This is a genomic window from Streptomyces sp. NPDC051136, assembly GCF_044455745.1.
Classification (GTDB): domain Bacteria; phylum Actinomycetota; class Actinomycetes; order Streptomycetales; family Streptomycetaceae; genus Streptomyces.
In genome coordinates this window covers 397,851-414,433 of the sequence record NZ_JBITFE010000007.1, presented here as the reverse complement: position 1 = coordinate 414,433, position 16,583 = coordinate 397,851, and the positions used below count along the sequence as shown (strand labels likewise).

The 16,583-nt window shown below is 71.6% G+C and carries 16 protein-coding genes; 9 read left to right on the top strand and 7 right to left on the bottom strand.

Features of this window, described 5'->3' with window-relative positions:
• The first annotated feature begins 49 nt into the window (after nucleotides 1–49).
• Both pth and ACIBCJ_RS22425 read left to right on the top strand, forming a co-directional pair.
• Nucleotides 50–652, top strand: coding sequence for an aminoacyl-tRNA hydrolase (gene pth, locus ACIBCJ_RS22430; protein ID WP_365981500.1), 603 nt, complete (start codon nucleotides 50–52; stop codon nucleotides 650–652).
• Between the two features lie 52 nt (nucleotides 653–704).
• Nucleotides 705–1,223 carry a hypothetical protein gene (locus tag ACIBCJ_RS22425; RefSeq protein ID WP_362098034.1) on the top strand — a complete coding sequence of 173 codons (519 nt, stop codon included), beginning with the start codon at nucleotides 705–707 and terminating at the stop codon, nucleotides 1,221–1,223.
• A gap of 84 nt (nucleotides 1,224–1,307) precedes the next feature.
• Here ACIBCJ_RS22425 and ppc read toward each other — a convergent pair whose 3' ends face one another.
• Nucleotides 1,308–4,043, bottom strand: a complete 2,736-nt coding sequence (ppc, locus tag ACIBCJ_RS22420; protein ID WP_365981501.1) for a phosphoenolpyruvate carboxylase — start codon at nucleotides 4,041–4,043, stop codon at nucleotides 1,308–1,310.
• Between the two features lie 305 nt (nucleotides 4,044–4,348).
• Here ppc and ACIBCJ_RS22415 point away from each other — a divergent pair, with 305 nt between their 5' ends.
• Genes ACIBCJ_RS22415 through ACIBCJ_RS22405 form a run of 3 tightly spaced genes read left to right on the top strand, consistent with a single transcriptional unit; the run spans nucleotide 4,349 to nucleotide 7,219 of the window.
• Nucleotides 4,349–5,359 carry an acyl-CoA desaturase gene (locus ACIBCJ_RS22415; RefSeq protein ID WP_362097737.1) on the top strand — a complete coding sequence of 337 codons (1,011 nt, stop codon included), beginning with the start codon at nucleotides 4,349–4,351 and terminating at the stop codon, nucleotides 5,357–5,359.
• The gene (locus tag ACIBCJ_RS22410; RefSeq protein ID WP_365981502.1) at nucleotides 5,356–6,033 is read left to right on the top strand and encodes a TetR/AcrR family transcriptional regulator; all 678 of its coding nucleotides are present in this window, start codon (nucleotides 5,356–5,358) and stop codon (nucleotides 6,031–6,033) included. Before ACIBCJ_RS22415 ends, ACIBCJ_RS22410 begins: the two co-directional genes overlap by 4 nt.
• A 10-nt stretch (nucleotides 6,034–6,043) precedes the next feature.
• Complete coding sequence (locus tag ACIBCJ_RS22405) at nucleotides 6,044–7,219, top strand: CaiB/BaiF CoA-transferase family protein (RefSeq protein ID WP_365981503.1); 1,176 nt, start codon at nucleotides 6,044–6,046, stop codon at nucleotides 7,217–7,219.
• A 34-nt stretch (nucleotides 7,220–7,253) separates the two neighbouring features.
• Here the strand turns inward: ACIBCJ_RS22405 and ACIBCJ_RS22400 are convergent, their stop codons facing one another.
• Nucleotides 7,254–7,631, bottom strand: coding sequence for a VOC family protein (locus ACIBCJ_RS22400; protein WP_365981504.1), 378 nt, complete (start codon nucleotides 7,629–7,631; stop codon nucleotides 7,254–7,256).
• A complete protein-coding gene (locus ACIBCJ_RS22395; protein ID WP_365981505.1) occupies nucleotides 7,628–8,485 on the bottom strand; it encodes a trans-aconitate 2-methyltransferase in 858 nt (285 codons plus the stop codon). The genes ACIBCJ_RS22400 and ACIBCJ_RS22395 overlap by 4 nt, the downstream gene beginning before the upstream one ends.
• A gap of 131 nt (nucleotides 8,486–8,616) precedes the next feature.
• On the opposite strand from ACIBCJ_RS22395, the gene tamR reads away from it, so the two are divergent.
• Nucleotides 8,617–9,114: a MarR family transcriptional regulator TamR gene (gene tamR / locus ACIBCJ_RS22390; protein WP_007450665.1), complete on the top strand. Its 498-nt coding sequence runs from the start codon at nucleotides 8,617–8,619 to the stop codon at nucleotides 9,112–9,114.
• Here the strand turns inward: tamR and ACIBCJ_RS22385 are convergent.
• Nucleotides 9,073–9,852: a response regulator transcription factor gene (locus tag ACIBCJ_RS22385; protein WP_362097723.1), complete on the bottom strand. Its 780-nt coding sequence runs from the start codon at nucleotides 9,850–9,852 to the stop codon at nucleotides 9,073–9,075. The two genes, tamR and ACIBCJ_RS22385, sit on opposite strands and share 42 nt — an antisense overlap.
• 318 nt (nucleotides 9,853–10,170) lie before the next feature.
• Here ACIBCJ_RS22385 and ACIBCJ_RS22380 point away from each other — a divergent pair, with 318 nt between their 5' ends.
• Complete coding sequence (locus tag ACIBCJ_RS22380; protein WP_362097719.1) at nucleotides 10,171–10,626, top strand: GNAT family N-acetyltransferase; 456 nt, start codon at nucleotides 10,171–10,173, stop codon at nucleotides 10,624–10,626.
• A 118-nt stretch (nucleotides 10,627–10,744) separates the two neighbouring features.
• On the opposite strand, the gene galK is transcribed toward ACIBCJ_RS22380, so the two are convergent.
• From galK to galT, 3 genes are read right to left on the bottom strand one after another with little or no spacing between them, the layout of a single operon-like run.
• Nucleotides 10,745–11,908, bottom strand: coding sequence for a galactokinase (gene galK, locus ACIBCJ_RS22375; protein ID WP_365981506.1), 1,164 nt, complete (start codon nucleotides 11,906–11,908; stop codon nucleotides 10,745–10,747).
• Between the two features lie 46 nt (nucleotides 11,909–11,954).
• Nucleotides 11,955–12,917 carry a UDP-glucose 4-epimerase GalE gene (gene galE, locus ACIBCJ_RS22370; protein ID WP_362506356.1) on the bottom strand — a complete coding sequence of 321 codons (963 nt, stop codon included), beginning with the start codon at nucleotides 12,915–12,917 and terminating at the stop codon, nucleotides 11,955–11,957.
• Nucleotides 12,914–13,975: a galactose-1-phosphate uridylyltransferase gene (gene galT, locus ACIBCJ_RS22365; protein WP_362097710.1), complete on the bottom strand. Its 1,062-nt coding sequence runs from the start codon at nucleotides 13,973–13,975 to the stop codon at nucleotides 12,914–12,916. The genes galE and galT overlap by 4 nt, the downstream gene beginning before the upstream one ends.
• Nucleotides 13,976–14,179: 204 nt before the next feature.
• On the opposite strand from galT, the gene ACIBCJ_RS22360 reads away from it, so the two are divergent.
• Together ACIBCJ_RS22360 and ACIBCJ_RS22355 are read left to right on the top strand one after the other, a co-directional pair.
• A complete protein-coding gene (locus ACIBCJ_RS22360; RefSeq protein WP_362097707.1) occupies nucleotides 14,180–15,868 on the top strand; it encodes a sodium:solute symporter family protein in 1,689 nt (562 codons plus the stop codon).
• A gap of 21 nt (nucleotides 15,869–15,889) precedes the next feature.
• On the top strand, nucleotides 15,890–16,198 hold the full coding sequence (locus tag ACIBCJ_RS22355; RefSeq protein WP_362097704.1) for a hypothetical protein: 309 nt from the start codon (nucleotides 15,890–15,892) through the stop codon (nucleotides 16,196–16,198).
• Nucleotides 16,199–16,583 lie beyond the last annotated feature (385 nt).

Genomic DNA, 16,583 nt, shown 5'->3' with positions numbered 1-16,583 from the left:
CGCGTATGTGGGGACGGGCAGGGACGGGTGCGAGGGACGTGAGGGAGAGATGGACGTGACGACGGACGCGGGTGCTCCGTGGCTGGTGGCCGGTCTCGGCAATCCGGGCTCCGAGTACGCCTCGAACCGGCACAACGTCGGTTTCATGGTGGCGGATCTGCTGGCGGAGCGGATCGGGGGGCGGTTCAAGCGGCACGGCAAGGCGCAGGCGCAGGTGGTCGAGGGGCGGATCGGTCCGCCGGGGCCGGCGAACCGGCGGGTGATCCTGGCGAAGCCGATGTCGTTCATGAACGTGTCGGGGGGCCCGGTGACGGCGTTGCGGGACTTCTACAAGGTGCCGGTGGGCAACATCGTGGCGGTGCACGACGAGCTGGACATCGATTACGGCGTGCTGCGGTTGAAGCTGGGTGGCGGGGACAACGGGCACAACGGGCTGAAGTCGATCACGAAGTCGCTGGGTGCGGAGTACCACCGGGTGCGGTTCGGGATCGGGCGGCCGCCGGGGCGGATGCCGGTGGCGGATTTCGTGCTGCGGGATTTCTCGTCGGCGGAGCGCAAGGAGCTGGACTACTTCGTGGACCGGGCGGCGGACGCGGTGGAGGCTCTGGTGATCGAGGGTCTTGAGCGGGCGCAGAGCGCGTACAACTCGTGACTTGTCCGGTGATGGTGCGCGGGTGAGTTGACCGGGCGTGCAGGCATGGCCAATGATCCCGGCCATGCCTGTCTCTGCCGCCGCCGCTCGTTCCCGTCAGGCCTCGTCCGCGTCATCCGCTCTGCTGACCTTCGGCCGGGTCGCGGCGATGGGGACGGTGACGGCGCTGATCCTGATCGCGGGGGTGTGGGCGTCGTGGGGCACGGCGCAGCACGTGCTGCTGACCAAGGGGCGGGAGCGGGGCACGGTGGAGGTGACGCGCTGTGCCGACGGTTGGTGCAGCGGTCCGTACGCGCCGGTGTCGGCGGGGTCGCAGGCGCGTGGCCGGGTGGTGCTGGAGGATTCGGTCGCGGTGGCGGAGGGCCGGTCGTACGGCGTGGTGCTGAAGCCCGGCGGTGACGGTGCGGTGCGTGCGGGTGCGGCGGGGGTTTTGTTCGCGTGGGTGCCGTTGGGTGGTGCGCTGCTGCTGGCGTCGGTGGTGGTGGCGGGTGGTCTGCGGCGGGTCCGGGCGGCGTGGGTGATGGCGGGGGCGGGGGTGGCGCTGCTGACGGCGGCGTTCTTCGCGGTGTGAGGTTCCCGCCTCGGCGCGGGTGGGAACGGACGGTGCCCCGGGCTCTGGTGAGCCCGGGGCACCGTTGTGTGCGGGGTTCGCGCGTCAGCCGGTGTTGCGCAGGCCCGCGGCGACGCCGTTGACGGTGAGGAGGAGGGCCCGGGCGAGGAGCGGGTCGGGGTCCTCGTTCGCGGCGGCGGCCTCGCGCTGGCGGCCGAGGAGGGCGACCTGGAGGTAGGAGATCGGGTCGAGGTAGGCGTCGCGGATGGCGAAGGTCTGCTTGAGGACCGGGTCGGCGTCCAGCAGTTCGGTCTCGCCGGTGACGCGCAGGACCTCGGCGACGGTCAGCTCGTGTTCGGCCTTGATGGCGTCGAAGACGTGCTTGAGCTCGTCGGGGACGAGGGTGTCGACGTAGTGCTGGGCGATGCGCAGGTCGGTCTTGGCGAGGGTCATCTCGACGTTGGAGATGAAGTTGCGGAAGAAGTGCCACTGCTGGTGCATCTCGTCGAGGACGGTGTCCAGGCCGGCTTCGCGCAGTGCCTTGAGGCCGGAGCCGACGCCGTACCAGCCGGGGACGATCTGCCGGGACTGGGTCCAGCCGAAGACCCACGGGATGGCGCGCAGTCCGTCGAGGGAGACGCCGGAGCCGGGTCGGCGGGAGGGCCGTGAGCCCAGGTGCAGGTCGGCGAGCTGGTCGACGGGTGTGGAGGCCAGGAAGTAGGTGGGCAGGTCGGGGTCTTCGACGAGCTTTCGGTAGGCGGTGTGGGCGGCGTCGGAGACGACGTCCATGGCGGCGTCCCAGCGGGCCAGGGCCTCGTCGGACTGGCGGGGCGCGGTGTGCAGGGCGGAGGCCTGGAGGGTGGCCGCGACGGTCAGCTCCAGGTTCTCCCGGGCGAGGGCGGGGATGAGGTACTTGTCGGAGATGACCTCGCCCTGCTCGGTGACCTTGATCTCGCCTTCCAGGGTGCCCCAGGGCTGGGCGAGGATGGCGTCGTGGGTGGGGCCGCCGCCGCGGCCGACGGTGCCGCCGCGGCCGTGGAAGAGGCGCAGGCGTACGCCGTAACGGTGGGCGACGTCGCGCAGCCTGCGCTGGGCGCGGTGGATCTCCCACTGGCTGGTGGTGATGCCGCCGAACTTGGAGGAGTCGGAGTAGCCGAGCATGACTTCCTGGACGTCGCCGCGCAGGGCGACCAGGCGCCGGTAGGAGGGGTCGGCGAGGAGGTCTTCCAGGATGGTGTCGGCGGCCTTGAGCTCGTCGGTGGTCTCCAGGAGCGGCACGATGCCGATCTTGGCCCAGCCGGCGTGCAGGTCGATGAGTCCGGCCTCGCGGGCCAGCACCGCCGCGGCGAAGACGTCGTCGGCGCCCTGGCACATGGAGATGATGTAGGACTCGATGACCTCGGGGCCGAAGACCTCCAGGGCGCGGCGGACGGTCTGGAAGACGCCGAGGGTCTTCTCGCCGGGGGCGTCCACGGGGGCCGGGGTGGGGGCGAGCGGCCTGCGGGAGCGCAGTTCCTTGGCGAGGAGCTTGGTGCGGTACTCGCGGGGCATGTCGGCGTAGCGCCAGGACTCCTCGCCGAGCCGGTCGAAGAGCTGGCCGAGGGCGTGGTGGTGGGCGTCGGCGTGTTCGCGGACGTCCATGGTGGCGAGCTGGAGGCCGAAGGCGGCCAGGGTGCGGATGGTGCGGGCGAGGCGGCCGTCGGCGAAGAGGCCGCCGCGGTGTTCGCGCAGCGAGGTCTGGACGATGCGCAGGTCGTCGATGAGTTCGGCGGTGCCGAGGTAGTCGCGGCCGGCGTCGTGGGCGGTGCCCTTGGCGAGGCGCTGCTTGGTGTTCTCCAGCTTCTGCCGGATGCAGGTGGCCTTGAGCCGGTAGGGCTCCTCGGCGTTGAGCCGCTTGTAGCGGGGGCTGATCTCGGGGAGCCGCTCCAGGTCGGTCTGGAGGGAGGTGAGCAGTTCCTCGGTGGCTCCGGCGTAGCGGATGGAGTTGGAGAGGAAGCCGCGCAGTTCGTCGATCATCTCCAGGGCGTCGTTGATGCCGTGTTCGTGCTGGAGGATGAGGATGTCCCAGGTCACCTGGGGGGTGACGTTGGGGTTGCCGTCGCGGTCGCCGCCGATCCAGGTGCCGAAGGTGAGGGGGCGGGTGTCGTCGGGGAGCTTGACGCCGGCCCGTTCCAGTTCGGCGGTGAGGTCCTCGAGGACGTCGCCGACGGCGCCCAGGTGCAGTTCGTCGAGGTAGTAGATGGCGTTGCGGGCCTCGTCGGCGGGCTCGGGGCGGACGACGCGCAGCTCGTCGGTCTGCCAGACGAGGTCGATGTTCTCGGCGAGGCGGGTGTCCAGGCGGCGGCGGTCGGACTCGTTGACCGGGGTGTCCAGGAGCGCGGCGATACGGCGCAGCTTGTTGAGGACGGAGCGGCGGGCGGCCTCGGTGGGGTGCGCGGTGAAGACGGGGCGCACGTTGAGGTTGCGGACCGTCTCGCGCAGGTGCTCGGGGTCGGCGTCCTTGAGCCGGTCGGCGGTGCGGGCGAGCAGTCCGCCCTCGGCGGCGCGCTTGGCGCCCAGTTCGCGGCCGCGGTGGACCTGTTCGGTGACGTTGGCGAGGTGGAAGTAGGTGGAGAAGGCGCGGACGAGCTTGGCGGCGGTCTCCAGTTCCGTTCCGCGCAGCAGTTCGGCGGCGGCCTCGCCGTCCTCGCGGGTGAGTCGGCGTACCTTCTCGACGAGTTCCAGCAGCTCGGGGCCCTCCTGCCGGACGAGCGTCTCTCCGAGGAGGTCGCCCAGTCGGCGGATGTCGGCCCGCAGTTCGCTGCCGGTCGTCGTGGTGGTCTGGTCGTCGGCACTGCTCACAGGTGCGGCTCCTTGCAGTGTTGAAGCTCGTCTGGGAGGGAACCCGGACGGCCGGCCTCGCGCGGCGGGCGCCGCTTACCGGGCCGGACGTCCGGGAAGTAATCAGAGCGGACCGCGCTGTCCGACCGACCCCCAGGATAGGTGTCGGCCGGGACGCGCAGGCTCTGGGGCTCTTGCCGCGTGGCCACGCACTGCCATACTTACGTCGCCGTAGGTTACGGGACCGTAGGAAGTTCACGGGCGGTTCCCGCAGTCTGCACCGGCGACACCCCCGACCCCCACCCTCGACCCCACAGGGGACGCGCATGACCACGAGTTCCGATGTGATCCCAGACGCTCCGCAGCCGGCCGATGCCGAAGCGGCGCCCTCCGCCACGCTGGGCGGTGAGCAGAAGCGTTCGCTGGAGCAGATCACGCTGCTGCTCTTCATCACCGTTCCGTTCCTCGCGCTGGCGGCGGCGGTGCCGCTGGCGTGGGGGTGGGGGGTGAGCTGGCTGGACCTGGGGCTGCTGGTCTTCTTCTACTTCCTGGGCTGTCACGGCATCACGATCGGTTTCCACCGGCACTTCACCCACGGTTCGTTCAAGGCGAAGCGGCCGTTGAAGATCGCGTTGGCGATCGCGGGCTCCATGGCGGTCGAGGGGCCGCTGGTGCGCTGGGTGGCCGACCACCGCAAGCACCACAAGTTCTCCGACGACGAGGGCGATCCGCATTCGCCGTGGCGGTACGGCGAGACGGTGCCGGCCCTGATGAAGGGCCTGTGGTGGGCGCACATCGCCTGGATGTTCGACGAGGAGCAGACGTCGCAGGAGAAGTACGCCCCGGATCTGATCAAGGACCCGGCGCTGCGGGCGATCTCCCGCCAGTTCGTCCTGTGGACGGTGGTGTCCCTGGCGCTGCCCGCGCTGATCGGCGGGCTGGTCACGATGTCCTGGTGGGGTGCGTTCACCGGCTTCTTCTGGGGTTCACTCGTGCGGGTGGCGCTGCTGCACCACGTGACGTGGTCGATCAACTCGATCTGCCACGCGGTGGGCAAGCGCCCGTTCAAGTCCCGGGACCGCTCGGGCAACGTGTGGTGGCTGGCGATCCTGTCCTGCGGTGAGTCCTGGCACAACCTGCACCACGCGGACCCGACCTCGGCGCGGCACGGCGTGATGCGCGGGCAGCTGGACTCGTCGGCCCGCCTGATCCGCTGGTTCGAGCAGCTGGGGTGGGCGTACGACGTGCGGTGGCCGTCACGCTCGCGTATCGATTCGCGCCGCAACACGGATCAGGACGGTGCCCGCCGCCGGAAGGAGACGGCGAAGGCGGCATGATTGACGCCGTGGCGACCGACTCCAGCAGCACCCCGAGCAACGAGAAGCCGCGGCGGGCACGCCGTACCCGGATGACCGGTGCCGAGCGGCGCCAGCAGCTGCTGGAGATCGGCCGCACGCTGTTCGCGGCGAAGGGTTTCGAGGGCACGTCGGTGGAGGAGATCGCGGCGAAGGCCGGGGTCTCCAAGCCGGTGGTGTACGAGCACTTCGGCGGCAAGGAGGGCCTGTACGCGGTGGTCGTGGACCGCGAGATGCGGCGGCTGCTGGACATGGTGACCAGCTCGCTGACCGCGGGCCACCCGCGTGAGCTGTGCGAGCAGGCGGCCTTCGCGCTCCTGGACTACATCGAGGAGTACACGGACGGTTTCCGCATCCTGGTCCGCGACTCCCCCATCCCGCAGTCGACGGGTACCTTCGCCTCCCTCATCTCGGACATCGCCACCCAGGTGGAGGACATCCTGGGCCGCGAGTTCAAGAGCCGCGGTTTCGACGCCAAGCTGGCCCCGCTGTACGCGCAGGCGCTGGTGGGGATGGTGGCGCTGACCGGGCAGTGGTGGCTGGACGTGCGCCGCCCGAGGAAGGCCGAGGTGGCGGCACACCTGGTGAACCTGGCGTGGCACGGTCTGGACGGTCTGGAGCCGAAGCCGCGCCTGATAGGGCACCGCAAGAGCTGAGGGCCGGGGCATGCAACCGCTGCGCGGAATCACCGTCGTCTCGCTGGAGCAGGCGATCGCCGCTCCCTACGCGAGCCGTCAGCTCGCGGACCTCGGCGCGCGCGTGATCAAGGTGGAGCGTCCGGGGACGGGGGATTTCGCGCGGGCGTACGACGCGCGGGTGCGGGGCCTGAGTTCGCACTTCGTGTGGGTCAACCGCAACAAGGAGTCCGTCACCCTGGACTTCAAGGATCCGCGAGGGCTGGAGCTGCTGCGCCGGCTGATCGCGGACGCCGACGTCTTCCTGCAGAACCTGGCGCCGGGCGCCGCGGCCCGGGCCGGTCTGGGCGCCGAGGAGCTGCTGGCCGCGCATCCGGGGCTGATCGTGTGCGACATCTCCGGCTACGGCGCGTCGGGTCCCTACGCGGACCGCAAGGCGTACGACCTGCTGGTGCAGTCGGAGGCGGGGCTGCTGTCGGTCACGGGGACGCCGCGGGAGATGGCGAAGGCGGGCATCCCGGTGTCGGACATCGCCGCCGGGATGTACGCGTACAGCTCCGTCCTCGGTGCGCTGCTGGAACGCGGGCGCACGGGGCGGGGCACCCATCTGGACGTGTCGATGCTGGAGGCCACCGTGGAGTGGCTGGGTTTCCCGATGTACTACTCCTTCGACGGCGCCGAGCCGCCGCCGCGGGCGGGTGCGGCGCACGCGACGATCTTTCCCTACGGTCCGTTCACGGCCGGGGACGGGAAGGTCGTGATGACGGCGGTGCAGAACGAGCGCGAGTGGCGTGGCTTCTGCGCGGGCTTCCTGGGCCGCCCGGAGCTGGCGGAGCACCCGCACTACGCCACCAACGCGGACCGGGACGCGCACCGGGCGGAGCTGGGCGAGCTGATCGCGGCCCGGTTCGCGGAGCTGACCGGCGCCGAGTCGGTCGAGCTGCTCGACGCGGTGCCGGTGGCCAACGCCCGGGTGAACACGCTGGCCGAGGTGTGGGACCACCCCCAGCTGGCCGCGCGGGGCCGCCTGCGCGAGGTGGACACTCCGGCCGGCCCGGTCCCGGCGCTGGCCCCGCCCGGTCCGACCGGTGAGGCGCCCCGCATGGAGGCGGTCCCGGCGCTGGGCGAGCACACCCGCGCCGTGCTCGGTGGTCTCGGCCTGTCGGAGGAGGCGGTCGACGCGCTCGCCGCCGAGGGCGTGGTGTGAGAGCCCGGGCCTCGGGGCGGCTGCGGGCCGGTCGTCAAGGCGGCTCCGGTGCGTCCGGCTGAAGGAACTCCAGGCGGTTGCCGACCGGGTCGGCGCAGTGGAAGCGCCGGTGGCCGGGCAGGTCGTGGTCCCAGGTGACGGGCGTGCCGTGGGCGTGCAGGCGGGCGGCCCAGGCGTCGATCGCGGTGACCCTCAGTGCGGGGTGGGCCTTGCGGGCGGGCCGGAACCCGGTCGGCTCGACGCCCAGGTGGAGCTGGGCGGTGCCGGCCCGGAACCAGCAGCCGCCGCGGGCGGCGAGCGCGGGCGGCTTGGGCACCTCGGACATGCCGAGGACGCCGCCGTAGAAGGCCCGCAGGGCGGCCTCGGAACCGGGCGGTGCGGCGAGCTGCACGTGGTCGAGACCGAGGATCACCGGCTCTCCCCTTCCCTGCCCTCCGGCCCCTCCGGTGCGTCGCGTCCCTTGCGTGCGACGGCGAAGACGCGGCGGAAGGGGAACGGGGTGCCGTGCGCCCCGGCGGGGTAGGCGGCGCGCAGCGCGGCCCGGTACTCCTCGACGAAGGCGTCGCGGGCGGCCGGGTCGTCGTCGAGGGCGTCCAGTACGGGCCGCAGCCCCGTCCCCTTCACCCAGTCGAGGACGGCGTCCTCGCCGGGCAGCAGGTGGACGTACGTGGTCTCCCACACGTCGGCGGTGCAGCCGGTGGCGGTGAGCCGGGCGAGGTAGTCCTCGGGGGTGTGGACGGCGTCCTCGTGGCGCAGGACGCCGTCGAGCCGGTCCCGCCAGCGCGGGGAGTGGGCGAGCTCCCGCATCAGGCGGTGGCTGGGCGCGTCGAAGTTGCCGGGCACCTGGAGGGCGAGGGTGCCGCCGGGGGCGAGGCGGCCGATCCAGTCGGGGAAGCGGTCGGCGTGGCCGGGGACCCACTGGAGGGTGGCGTTGCTGACGACGAGGTCGTGCGGCTCGTCGGGTGTCCAGGTGCGGGCGTCGGCGGGGGCGAAGTCGAGGCGGCCGCCGCCGGGGGTGGGCCCGGCGTACCGGCGGGCCCGGTCGAGCATCGGGGCCGAGTTGTCGTAGCCGGTGATGCGGGCGGTGGGCCAGCGGTCGGCGAGCAGGACGGTGAGGTTGCCGGGGCCGCAGCCGAGGTCGGCGATGCGGGGCCGGTCGGCGGGGAGGTCCCCGACGCGGGCGAGGAGGTCGGTGAAGGGGCGGGCGCGGGGGCCGGCGTGGCGCAGGTACTGGGCGGGGTCCCAGGTGGGGGCGGTGGCGGACATGGAGCCTCCAGGGGGTCCGTGCGGGACGGATACCAGCGTCGCCCCCGATCTGTCTCGATGTCAAGATTGTTGTTGTCGAGACAATCGACATCAAGAGACTTCACATCGACACAACCACTACACTGATCGTCATGGAGGACGAGGTCGATCGGCTGGTCGCAGCGTGGCGCCGGGAGCGCCCGGACCTCGACGTGGAACCGCTCGAGGTGCTCAGCCGCGTCAGCAGGCTCGCCCGGCACCTGGACCGCGCCCGTCGGCTGGCCTTCTCCGAGCACCAGCTGGAGCCGTGGGAGTTCGACGTGCTGACGGCGCTGCGCCGCGCGGGCACCCCGTACCAGCTCTCGCCGGGGCAGTTGCTCACCCAGACCCTGGTCACGTCGGGCACGATGACCAACCGCATCGACCGGCTGGCGAAGAAGGGCCTGGTGGAGCGCCTGCCCGATCCCAGTGACCGGCGCGGCGTCCTGGTCCGGCTCACGGACGAGGGCCGGGACCGCGCCGACCAGTCCCTGGCGGGCCTGCTGGCCCAGGAGCGGGCGATCCTGGGCGAGCTGTCCCGCGCCCAGCGCAGTGAGCTGGCGGCCCTGCTACGCCAACTGACCGCCCCGTTCGACAACATCCCCGGCTGAGGGTCCGGCCAGGTCGGCGGGCCCGACCCCGGCCCTGCGCGCCAGCGCCACGGCGGCCAGGGTGGAGTGGACGCCCAGCTTGCCCAGGACGTTCTGCATGTGGGTGCGGACCGTGTGCGGGGACAGGTACAGCCGCTCCGCGACCGCCTTGCGGCCGAGGCCCGCGACCATGCAGCGCAGCACCTCGCGCTCGCGCGGGGTCAGCGACTCCACCAGCACCTCGCTCTCGGTGCGGTGCTTGCGGGCGGCGGTCAGCTCGCGCAGCACGCCGGTGAGCAGCGCGGGCGGCAGGTGCGTCTCGTCGCGCAGGACGCCCCGGATGACGTTGAGCAGCCGGGACAGGGAGCAGTCCTTGGCCACCCAGCCCGAGGCCCCGGCCCCCAGGGCCAGGGCCGCCCGCCGGGGGTCGTCCTTCTCGGCCAGGACGACGATCCGCACGCCGGACTGCCCCGACCGCACGCCGGCGACCAGCGAGATGCCGTCCACCAGGCCGTCCTCGTCGCCCTCCCGCACGGGCACGGCGGGCCGCGCGCCGGGCACGTGGCCGCCCAGGTCGGCGTCGACGAGGAGCACGTCGAAGCGCCGCCCCTCGGACGCGGCCCGCTCCAGGCAGCGCAGCGCGGCCGGACCGCTGCCGGCCGCGGAGACGTCGACGTCGGGCTCGGCGGCCAGGGCGGCGGCGAGCGACTCGGCGAAGATGCGGTGGTCGTCGACGACCAGGACTCGGATCCGAACCACGAAACCCCCTCCCCCGAGCTCCGCGCGGAGCAGGGGATACCCATCGTCTGTCCGTCCTCGGACGGCGTCACCGGCACGGGTACGACGCCCGAGGCCCGTATCCGGACCCCGTATTCGGCTGTGCTGTGTGCTCGCCGCTCCGGGACGGGCCGGAGCCGCCGCCCGGCCGCCGCCGAGCGGTGACCGCCCCGCCCCGGGCGCCGTACCCGGCCGTCTCGCCCCCTGAACGACACCGGCCCCCACCGGTGTTGCTCATCAGAGTACGGGCGGGCGCCGGGAGCGGAAGGCTATTCGCAGAACTGACTCGGCGGCACGTTTATGGTGAGCCGCATGTTTCGTCTTGTGACAGAAGTCGACAGGGAACGGCGCGATCTGCTGCGCATCCGCCTGCGGGAGACGAACACAGCGGCCTCCTCCGTCCTGCGTTCCCTGCGCGGGACCCCTCACGAACGCGAATTCCCGCTGCACGTCTGGATGCTGGACGAGGCGGGCGCTCTGGCGGGCGGCCTGGTCGGCCACACCTGGGCGACCTGGCTGCACGTGACGTACCTGTGGGTGGACGGCGGCCACCGCGGCTCGGGCCTCGGCTCCGCCCTGCTCGGCGAGGCGGAACGCACCGCCCGCACCGAGCGCGGGTGCGCCGCCGCCCGGGTGGAGACCTGGGACTTCCAGGCCCCGGGCTTCTACACCCGGCACGGCTACGAGGTGGCGTGCGTGATCCCCGACTATCCGCCGGGGGTGACGGAGTACACGCTGGTCAAGCGGTGGGGCTGAGGAGACCGGTCCGGGGGCGCCTGGACGCCGGTGTGGGCGAGGCCGGGGCGGTCGGTGACGCGGTGGCCGCCGCCCCGCACGGCGGAGGCCCGGGGTTCCCACGCGGGCCGCGGGTCCGTCAGCCCAGACGCCGGGCCCCCGCCGAGGGCACCGCTTCGAACATCCGCGGCGCCGTGAAGCCGGCCGTCGCGAAGGCGTCCTCGACCGCTCCGGTGACGGCGTCCACGTCGGCGGCCTCCACCAGGACGATCGCCGAGCCGCCGAAGCCGCCGCCGGTCATGCGGGCGCCGAGCGCGCCGGCGGCGAGGGCCGTGTCGACGACCAGGTCCAGCTCGGGGCAGGAGATGCGGAAGTCGTCCCGCAGCGAGGCGTGGCCCTCGACGAGGACGGGGCCGATGGCCCGGGTCTCGCCGGACTCCAGGAGCGACACCACCCGCTCGACGCGCTCGTTCTCCGTGACGATGTGCCGGACCAGGCGGCCGACCTCCTCGTCGTCGGCCAGCCGTTCCAGTGCCGCGTCGAGTCCGGCGTACGGCACGTCGCGCAGCGCGTCGACGCCCAGCAGCGCGGCGCCCTTCTCGCAGCCGGCGCGGCGCTTGCCGTACTCGCCCTCGCTGTGGGAGTGCTTGACGCGGGTGTCGACGACCAGCAGGCGCATGCCCTCGGAGGCGAGGTCGAAGGGGATCTGGCGCTGGGAGAGGTCGCGGGTGTCGAGGAAGAGGGCGTGGCCCGCCTCGCAGCAGGCGGCGGCCGTCTGGTCCATGATGCCGACGGGCGCGCCGACGTAGACGTTCTCCGCGCGCTGGCACAGGCGGGCCAGCTGCCAGCCGCGCAGGCCGAAGGCGTAGAGGTCGTTCAACGCCAGTGCCACCACGACCTCCAGGGCCGCGGAGGAGGAGAGCCCCGCGCCCGACGGGACGGTCGAGGCCAGGTGGATGTCGGCGCCGGTCAGCTCGTGACCGGCCTCGCGCAGCGCCCAGACGACGCCCGAGGGGTACGCGGTCCAGGACTTGTCCGAGCCGGGGGCCAGGTCGGCGACGCGCAGCTCGACGGGGTCGGCCGCGATGTCGGCGGAGTGCAGGCGCAGGATGCCGTCGTCGCGCCGGGAGACGGCCGCGACGGCCTGGTGGGGCAGGGCGAAGGGCATGACGAAGCCGTCGTTGTAGTCGGTGTGCTCACCGATGAGGTTCACCCGGCCCGGCGCCGCCCACACGCCCTCCGGATCCGCCCCGTACAGCTCCCGGAACCGCTCGCCGACGGTTACCGCGACAGCCTCGCCCATGCCCTGTCCCCTCGCCCTTCCGGAAAGTCCGTGAATTCCGTGCGTCCTAGCCCGCGCGTCGCTGCGCGAACTCCCACGCGTCCGCCACGATGCCCGCGAGGTCCGCGCGGGACGGCCGCCAGCCCAGTTTCTCCCGGGCGGTGTCCGCCGACGCCACCAGGACCGCCGGGTCGCCGCCCCGGCGGGGGGCCACGACCTCCGGGATCGGGTGGCCGGTGACCCGCCGCACGGTCTCGACGACCTCGCGCACGGAGAACCCGTTCCCGTTGCCCAGGTTGCAGATGAGGTGCTCGCCGGGGGTGGCGGCCGAGACGGCCAGCAGGTGGGCCTCGGCCAGGTCGGCGACGTGGATGTAGTCGCGGACGCAGGTGCCGTCCGGCGTCGGGTAGTCGTCGCCGAAGACGGAGATCGCGTCGCGGCGGCCCTGCGCGACCTGGAGGACCAGCGGGATGAGGTGCGACTCGGGGTCGTGCCGCTCGCCGTACTCCCCGTACGCGCCCGCGACGTTGAAGTACCGCAGCGAGACCGCGCCCAGCCCGTGGGCCGCCGCCTCACCGGTGATCATGTGGTCGACGGCGAGCTTGGAGGCGCCGTAGGGGTTCGTGGGCCTCGTCGGCGCGGACTCGACGATCGGGACCTGGTCCGGCTCGCCGTAGGTGGCGGCCGTGGAGGAGAAGACGAGCCGCCGCACGCCCGCGCCCCGCATGGCCTCCAGCAGGGCCATGGTGCCGCCGACGTTGTTGTCCCAGTACTTCTCGGGCTTGACGACGGACTCGCCCACCTGGGAGAAGGCGGCGAAGTGCAGGACACCGTCGAAGGAGGCGTCCAGCCACTTGGCGGCGTCGCGGATGTCGCCCTCGACGAACGAGGCGCCCGCCGGGACACCCTCACGGAAGCCGGTCGACAGATTGTCGAGCACGACCACCTCGTGCCCGGCTTCCACCAAGTGCTGGGCGACGACGCTGCCGACGTATCCCGCGCCACCTGTCACCAGGTACTTCCCGCTCATGAACTCGCTACCTCTCGCAGTCGCTCGGCCGCGCGCTCCGGGGGCACGTCGTTGATGAACACGTTCATGCCGGACTCGGAGCCCGCGAGGAACTTCAGCTTGCCCGATGTACGGCGGATGGTGAAAAGCTCCAGGTGCAGCGCGAAGTCGTCCCGCGTCACACCGTCGAACTCCTCCAGCTGCCCGAACGGCGCCTGGTGCCAGGCGGCGATGTAGGGCGTCGGGGGCTCCCCCGCACCGAAGATCCGGTCGAAGCGCCTCAACAGTTCCAGATAGACCTTGGGGAATTCCGTGCGGGCGGCCTCGTCGAGGCCGAGCAGGTCGGGCACCCGCCGCTTCGGGTAGAGGTGCACCTCGTAGGGCCAGTGCGCGGCGTAGGGCACGAAGGCGACCCAGTGTTCGCCCTCCAGGACGACCCGGTCGCCGGCCAGCTCCTCGGCCACGACGGAGTCGAACAGGTTCTCCCCGCCCGTCGCGTCCTTGTGGGCGGCGAGCGAACGGAGCATCAGGGCGGTGCGGGGGGTGGTGAACGGGTAGGCGTAGATCTGCCCGTGCGGGTGACCCAGCGTCACGCCGATCTCGGCGCCCCGGTTCTCGAAGCAGAACACCTGGTCGACGGAGGGCAGATGGGACAGCTCCGAGGTGCGGTCCGTCCAGGCGTCGAGCACGAGCCGGGCCTGCTCCTCGCTCAGGTCGGCGAAGGAGGCGTCGTGGTCGGAGGTGAAGCAGACGACCTCGCAGCGCCCGGAGTCGCCGGCCAGCGAGGGGAAGCGGTTCTCGAAGACCACCACGTCGTACGACGAGTCCGGGATCTCGCTCAGCCGCTCCCCGTCCGAGGGGCACAACGGGCACTGGTCGGCCGGCGGGTGGTAGGTGCGGCCCTGGCGGTGCGAGGCGACGGCGACCGAGTCGCCGAGCAGCGGGTCGCGGCGGACCTCGGAGGTGGTGACGGTCCGCTCCAGCGGACGGCGGTCCACGGCGTCCCGCACGGTGTCGTCGCGCAGGTCGTAGTAGATCAGCTCGCGACCGTCGGCCAGCCGGGTCGAGGTCTTCTTCACTGCCGCACTCCTCTGCACCCCAACGGTCACCAAGGAAACCACTCACCGAACACAATCAAACATAACACATCACAACCCACCACCGGTGCCGCGGCGGCCCCCTTCATCACAATCAAACAAAGTTCATCACCCAAAGTGTTCAATTACTGAACGCGGAGGCGTAGGTTCCGCTGCGGATCAGTTCGCGAACGAAGCGAGTGCTTAATGCAAACCCCCACAAGCTCCACTTACCTAGCCGCGGAGCTTCGACTCCCCACCAACTGGCTCGACTACACGATCCTCGGGATCTACTTCCTGGTCGTCCTGGGCATCGGCTTCGCCGCCCGGCGTTCCGTCAAGACCAGCCTGGACTTCTTCCTGTCCGGCCGCTCGCTGCCCGCCTGGGTCACCGGCCTCGCCTTCGTCGCCGCCAACCTGGGCGCCACCGAGATCCTCGGCATGGCCGCCAACAGCGCCCAGTACGGCGTCTACACGACCCACTGGTACTGGATCGGCGCCATCCCGGCGATGGTCTTCCTCGGCCTGGTGATGATGCCGTTCTACTACGGCTCGAAGGTCCGCTCGGTCCCGGAGTTCCTCCTGCTCCGCTTCGACAAGGCCGCCCACCTCCTCAGTTCGGCCCTTTTCGCCGTCGCCGCCATCCTGATCGCCGGCGTGAACCTGTACGCCCTCGCGATCGTCGTCGAGGCGCTGCTGGGCTGGCCGGAGTGGGTGGCCATCGTGGTGGCGGGCTTCTTCGTCCTGGCGTACATCACCCTGGGCGGCCTCTCCTCGGCCATCTACAACGAGGTGCTCCAGTTCTTCGTGATCCTGGCGGGCCTCATCCCGATCACGATCCTCGGCCTGAAGAAGGTCGGCGGCTGGGACGGCCTGTCCGACTCGCTCTCCAAGTCCCACGGCTCCGACTTCATGACGGCGTGGGGCGGCACGGGCATCGGCAGCGAGAACCCGCTGGGCGCCAACTGGCTGACCATCGTCCTCGGCCTCGGCTTCGTGCTCTCCTTCGGCTACTGGACGACGAACTTCGCCGAGGTGCAGCGCGCCCTGTCGGCGAAGAACCTCTCCGCGGCCCAGCGCACCCCGCTGATCGCCGCCTTCCCGAAGATCTTCATCGTCTTCGTCGTGATGATCCCGGGTCTGGTCGCCGCGGTCCTGGTCCCCAAGATCGGCACCCCCGGCTCGGACCTCCAGTACAACGACGCGATCCCGTACCTGATGCAGCAGCTGCTGCCCAACGGTGTCCTCGGCATCGCGGTGACCGGTCTGCTGGCCGCCTTCATGGCCGGCATGGCGGCCAACATCTCCTCCTTCAACACGGTCTTCACCACCGACATCTGGCAGAAGTACGTGGTGAAGGACCGCGAGGACGGCTACTACGTCCGCTTCGGCCGCCTGATCACCGTGATCGGCGTCCTGGCCTCCATCGGCACGGCGTTCCTGGCCTCGTCCTTCTCGAACATCATGAGCTACCTCCAGACGCTCTTCTCCTTCTTCAACGTGCCGATGTTCGTGGTCTTCATCATCGGCATGTTCTGGAAGCGCGCGTCGATGAAGTCCGGCTTCTGGGGCCTGATCGCGGGCACCACAGCCGCGATGGTGAACTACTTCGTCATCTACAAGCAGGGCATCATCGACATCCCCTCCGACCAGGGCGCCAACTTCGTCTCCGCGATCGCGGGCTTCGTCGCCGGTGCGGTGGTCATGGTCGCCGTGTCCCTGTTCACCAAGCCGAAGCCGGTCACCGAGCTGCAGGGCCTGGTCTACGGCACCACCTCACCCGGCATGTCCGAGGCGCCCGCCAAGGGCGACGACGCGTGGTACCGCCGGCCGGCGCTGCTGGGCTGGGGCGCGGTCGTCCTGGCCGCCGCCTGCTACATCCCGTTCTCGTTCTGATCGCGGGAGGATTGAGAGAGCATGTCTGATTCCTACTCCGACAAGAACGTCCAGGACGAGGTCTCCGAGCTGGAGACCAAGTCCGCGACCGCCGCGCGGCTGTTCGACATCCGGCGGATCATCGGCGGGCTGTTCGTGGTCTACGGCGTCATCGTGACGATCGCGGGCATCGTGGCGTCCGACGACGACATCGACAAGGCGCAGGGGGTGAACATCAATCTGTGGACCGGGGTGGGGATGCTGGTCCTCGGGGTGTTCTTCCTGGCCTGGCTGAAACTGCGGCCGGTGGCGCCGCCGACGCCGCCGCTGGAGGAGGCCGGCGAGAAGTGACGACGCCGTCCCGACGCCGGGCGACATCATGACGCCGCCGCGCTGACGCCGGCGGCGTGCCCGGCGTGGGCCGGTGGCCCGGGGTGGGTGCGGGTGCCGCCGGGCGGGGTGCCCGGCGTTGCGCGGTGGCCCGGGGTGGGTGCTGGGGCGAGGAGACGGGTGACCCGGCGCTGCCGGGGTGCCGCTGCGCCCACCCGTGCCGCCCCAGCGGCACGACTGCCCGCAGCTGGGGGCGGCGGGGGCCGACTGCCTGCACTCGCGTACGGCGGGGAGGGGACGGGGTGGGGGGTGTCCGCCCGCAGCGGTTGGCGCGTCAACGCCGCGAGCCCTTTCAAGTGACCGATTCCGCGCCGTTCCGAGGACGGACGGCGCGGCCCCCCCCCCC

Bases quoted from the DNA above. Each gene is read 5' to 3' on its own strand.
- ACIBCJ_RS22360 (WP_362097707.1), top strand. From the start codon at position 14,180: ATGCAAACCCCCACAAGCTCCACTTACCTAGCCGCGGAGCTTCGACTC.
- ACIBCJ_RS22405 (WP_365981503.1), top strand. From the start codon at position 6,044: ATGCAACCGCTGCGCGGAATCACCGTCGTCTCGCTGGAGCAGGCGATC.
- galK (WP_365981506.1), bottom strand. From the start codon at position 11,908: ATGGGCGAGGCTGTCGCGGTAACCGTCGGCGAGCGGTTCCGGGAGCTG.
- ACIBCJ_RS22395 (WP_365981505.1), bottom strand. From the start codon at position 8,485: ATGTCCGCCACCGCCCCCACCTGGGACCCCGCCCAGTACCTGCGCCAC.
- tamR (WP_007450665.1), top strand. From the start codon at position 8,617: ATGGAGGACGAGGTCGATCGGCTGGTCGCAGCGTGGCGCCGGGAGCGC.
- ACIBCJ_RS22380 (WP_362097719.1), top strand. From the start codon at position 10,171: ATGGTGAGCCGCATGTTTCGTCTTGTGACAGAAGTCGACAGGGAACGG.
- galE (WP_362506356.1), bottom strand. From the start codon at position 12,917: ATGAGCGGGAAGTACCTGGTGACAGGTGGCGCGGGATACGTCGGCAGC.
- ACIBCJ_RS22415 (WP_362097737.1), top strand. From the start codon at position 4,349: ATGACCACGAGTTCCGATGTGATCCCAGACGCTCCGCAGCCGGCCGAT.
- ACIBCJ_RS22425 (WP_362098034.1), top strand. From the start codon at position 705: ATGATCCCGGCCATGCCTGTCTCTGCCGCCGCCGCTCGTTCCCGTCAG.
- ACIBCJ_RS22355 (WP_362097704.1), top strand. From the start codon at position 15,890: ATGTCTGATTCCTACTCCGACAAGAACGTCCAGGACGAGGTCTCCGAG.
- ACIBCJ_RS22410 (WP_365981502.1), top strand. From the start codon at position 5,356: ATGATTGACGCCGTGGCGACCGACTCCAGCAGCACCCCGAGCAACGAG.
- pth (WP_365981500.1), top strand. From the start codon at position 50: ATGGACGTGACGACGGACGCGGGTGCTCCGTGGCTGGTGGCCGGTCTC.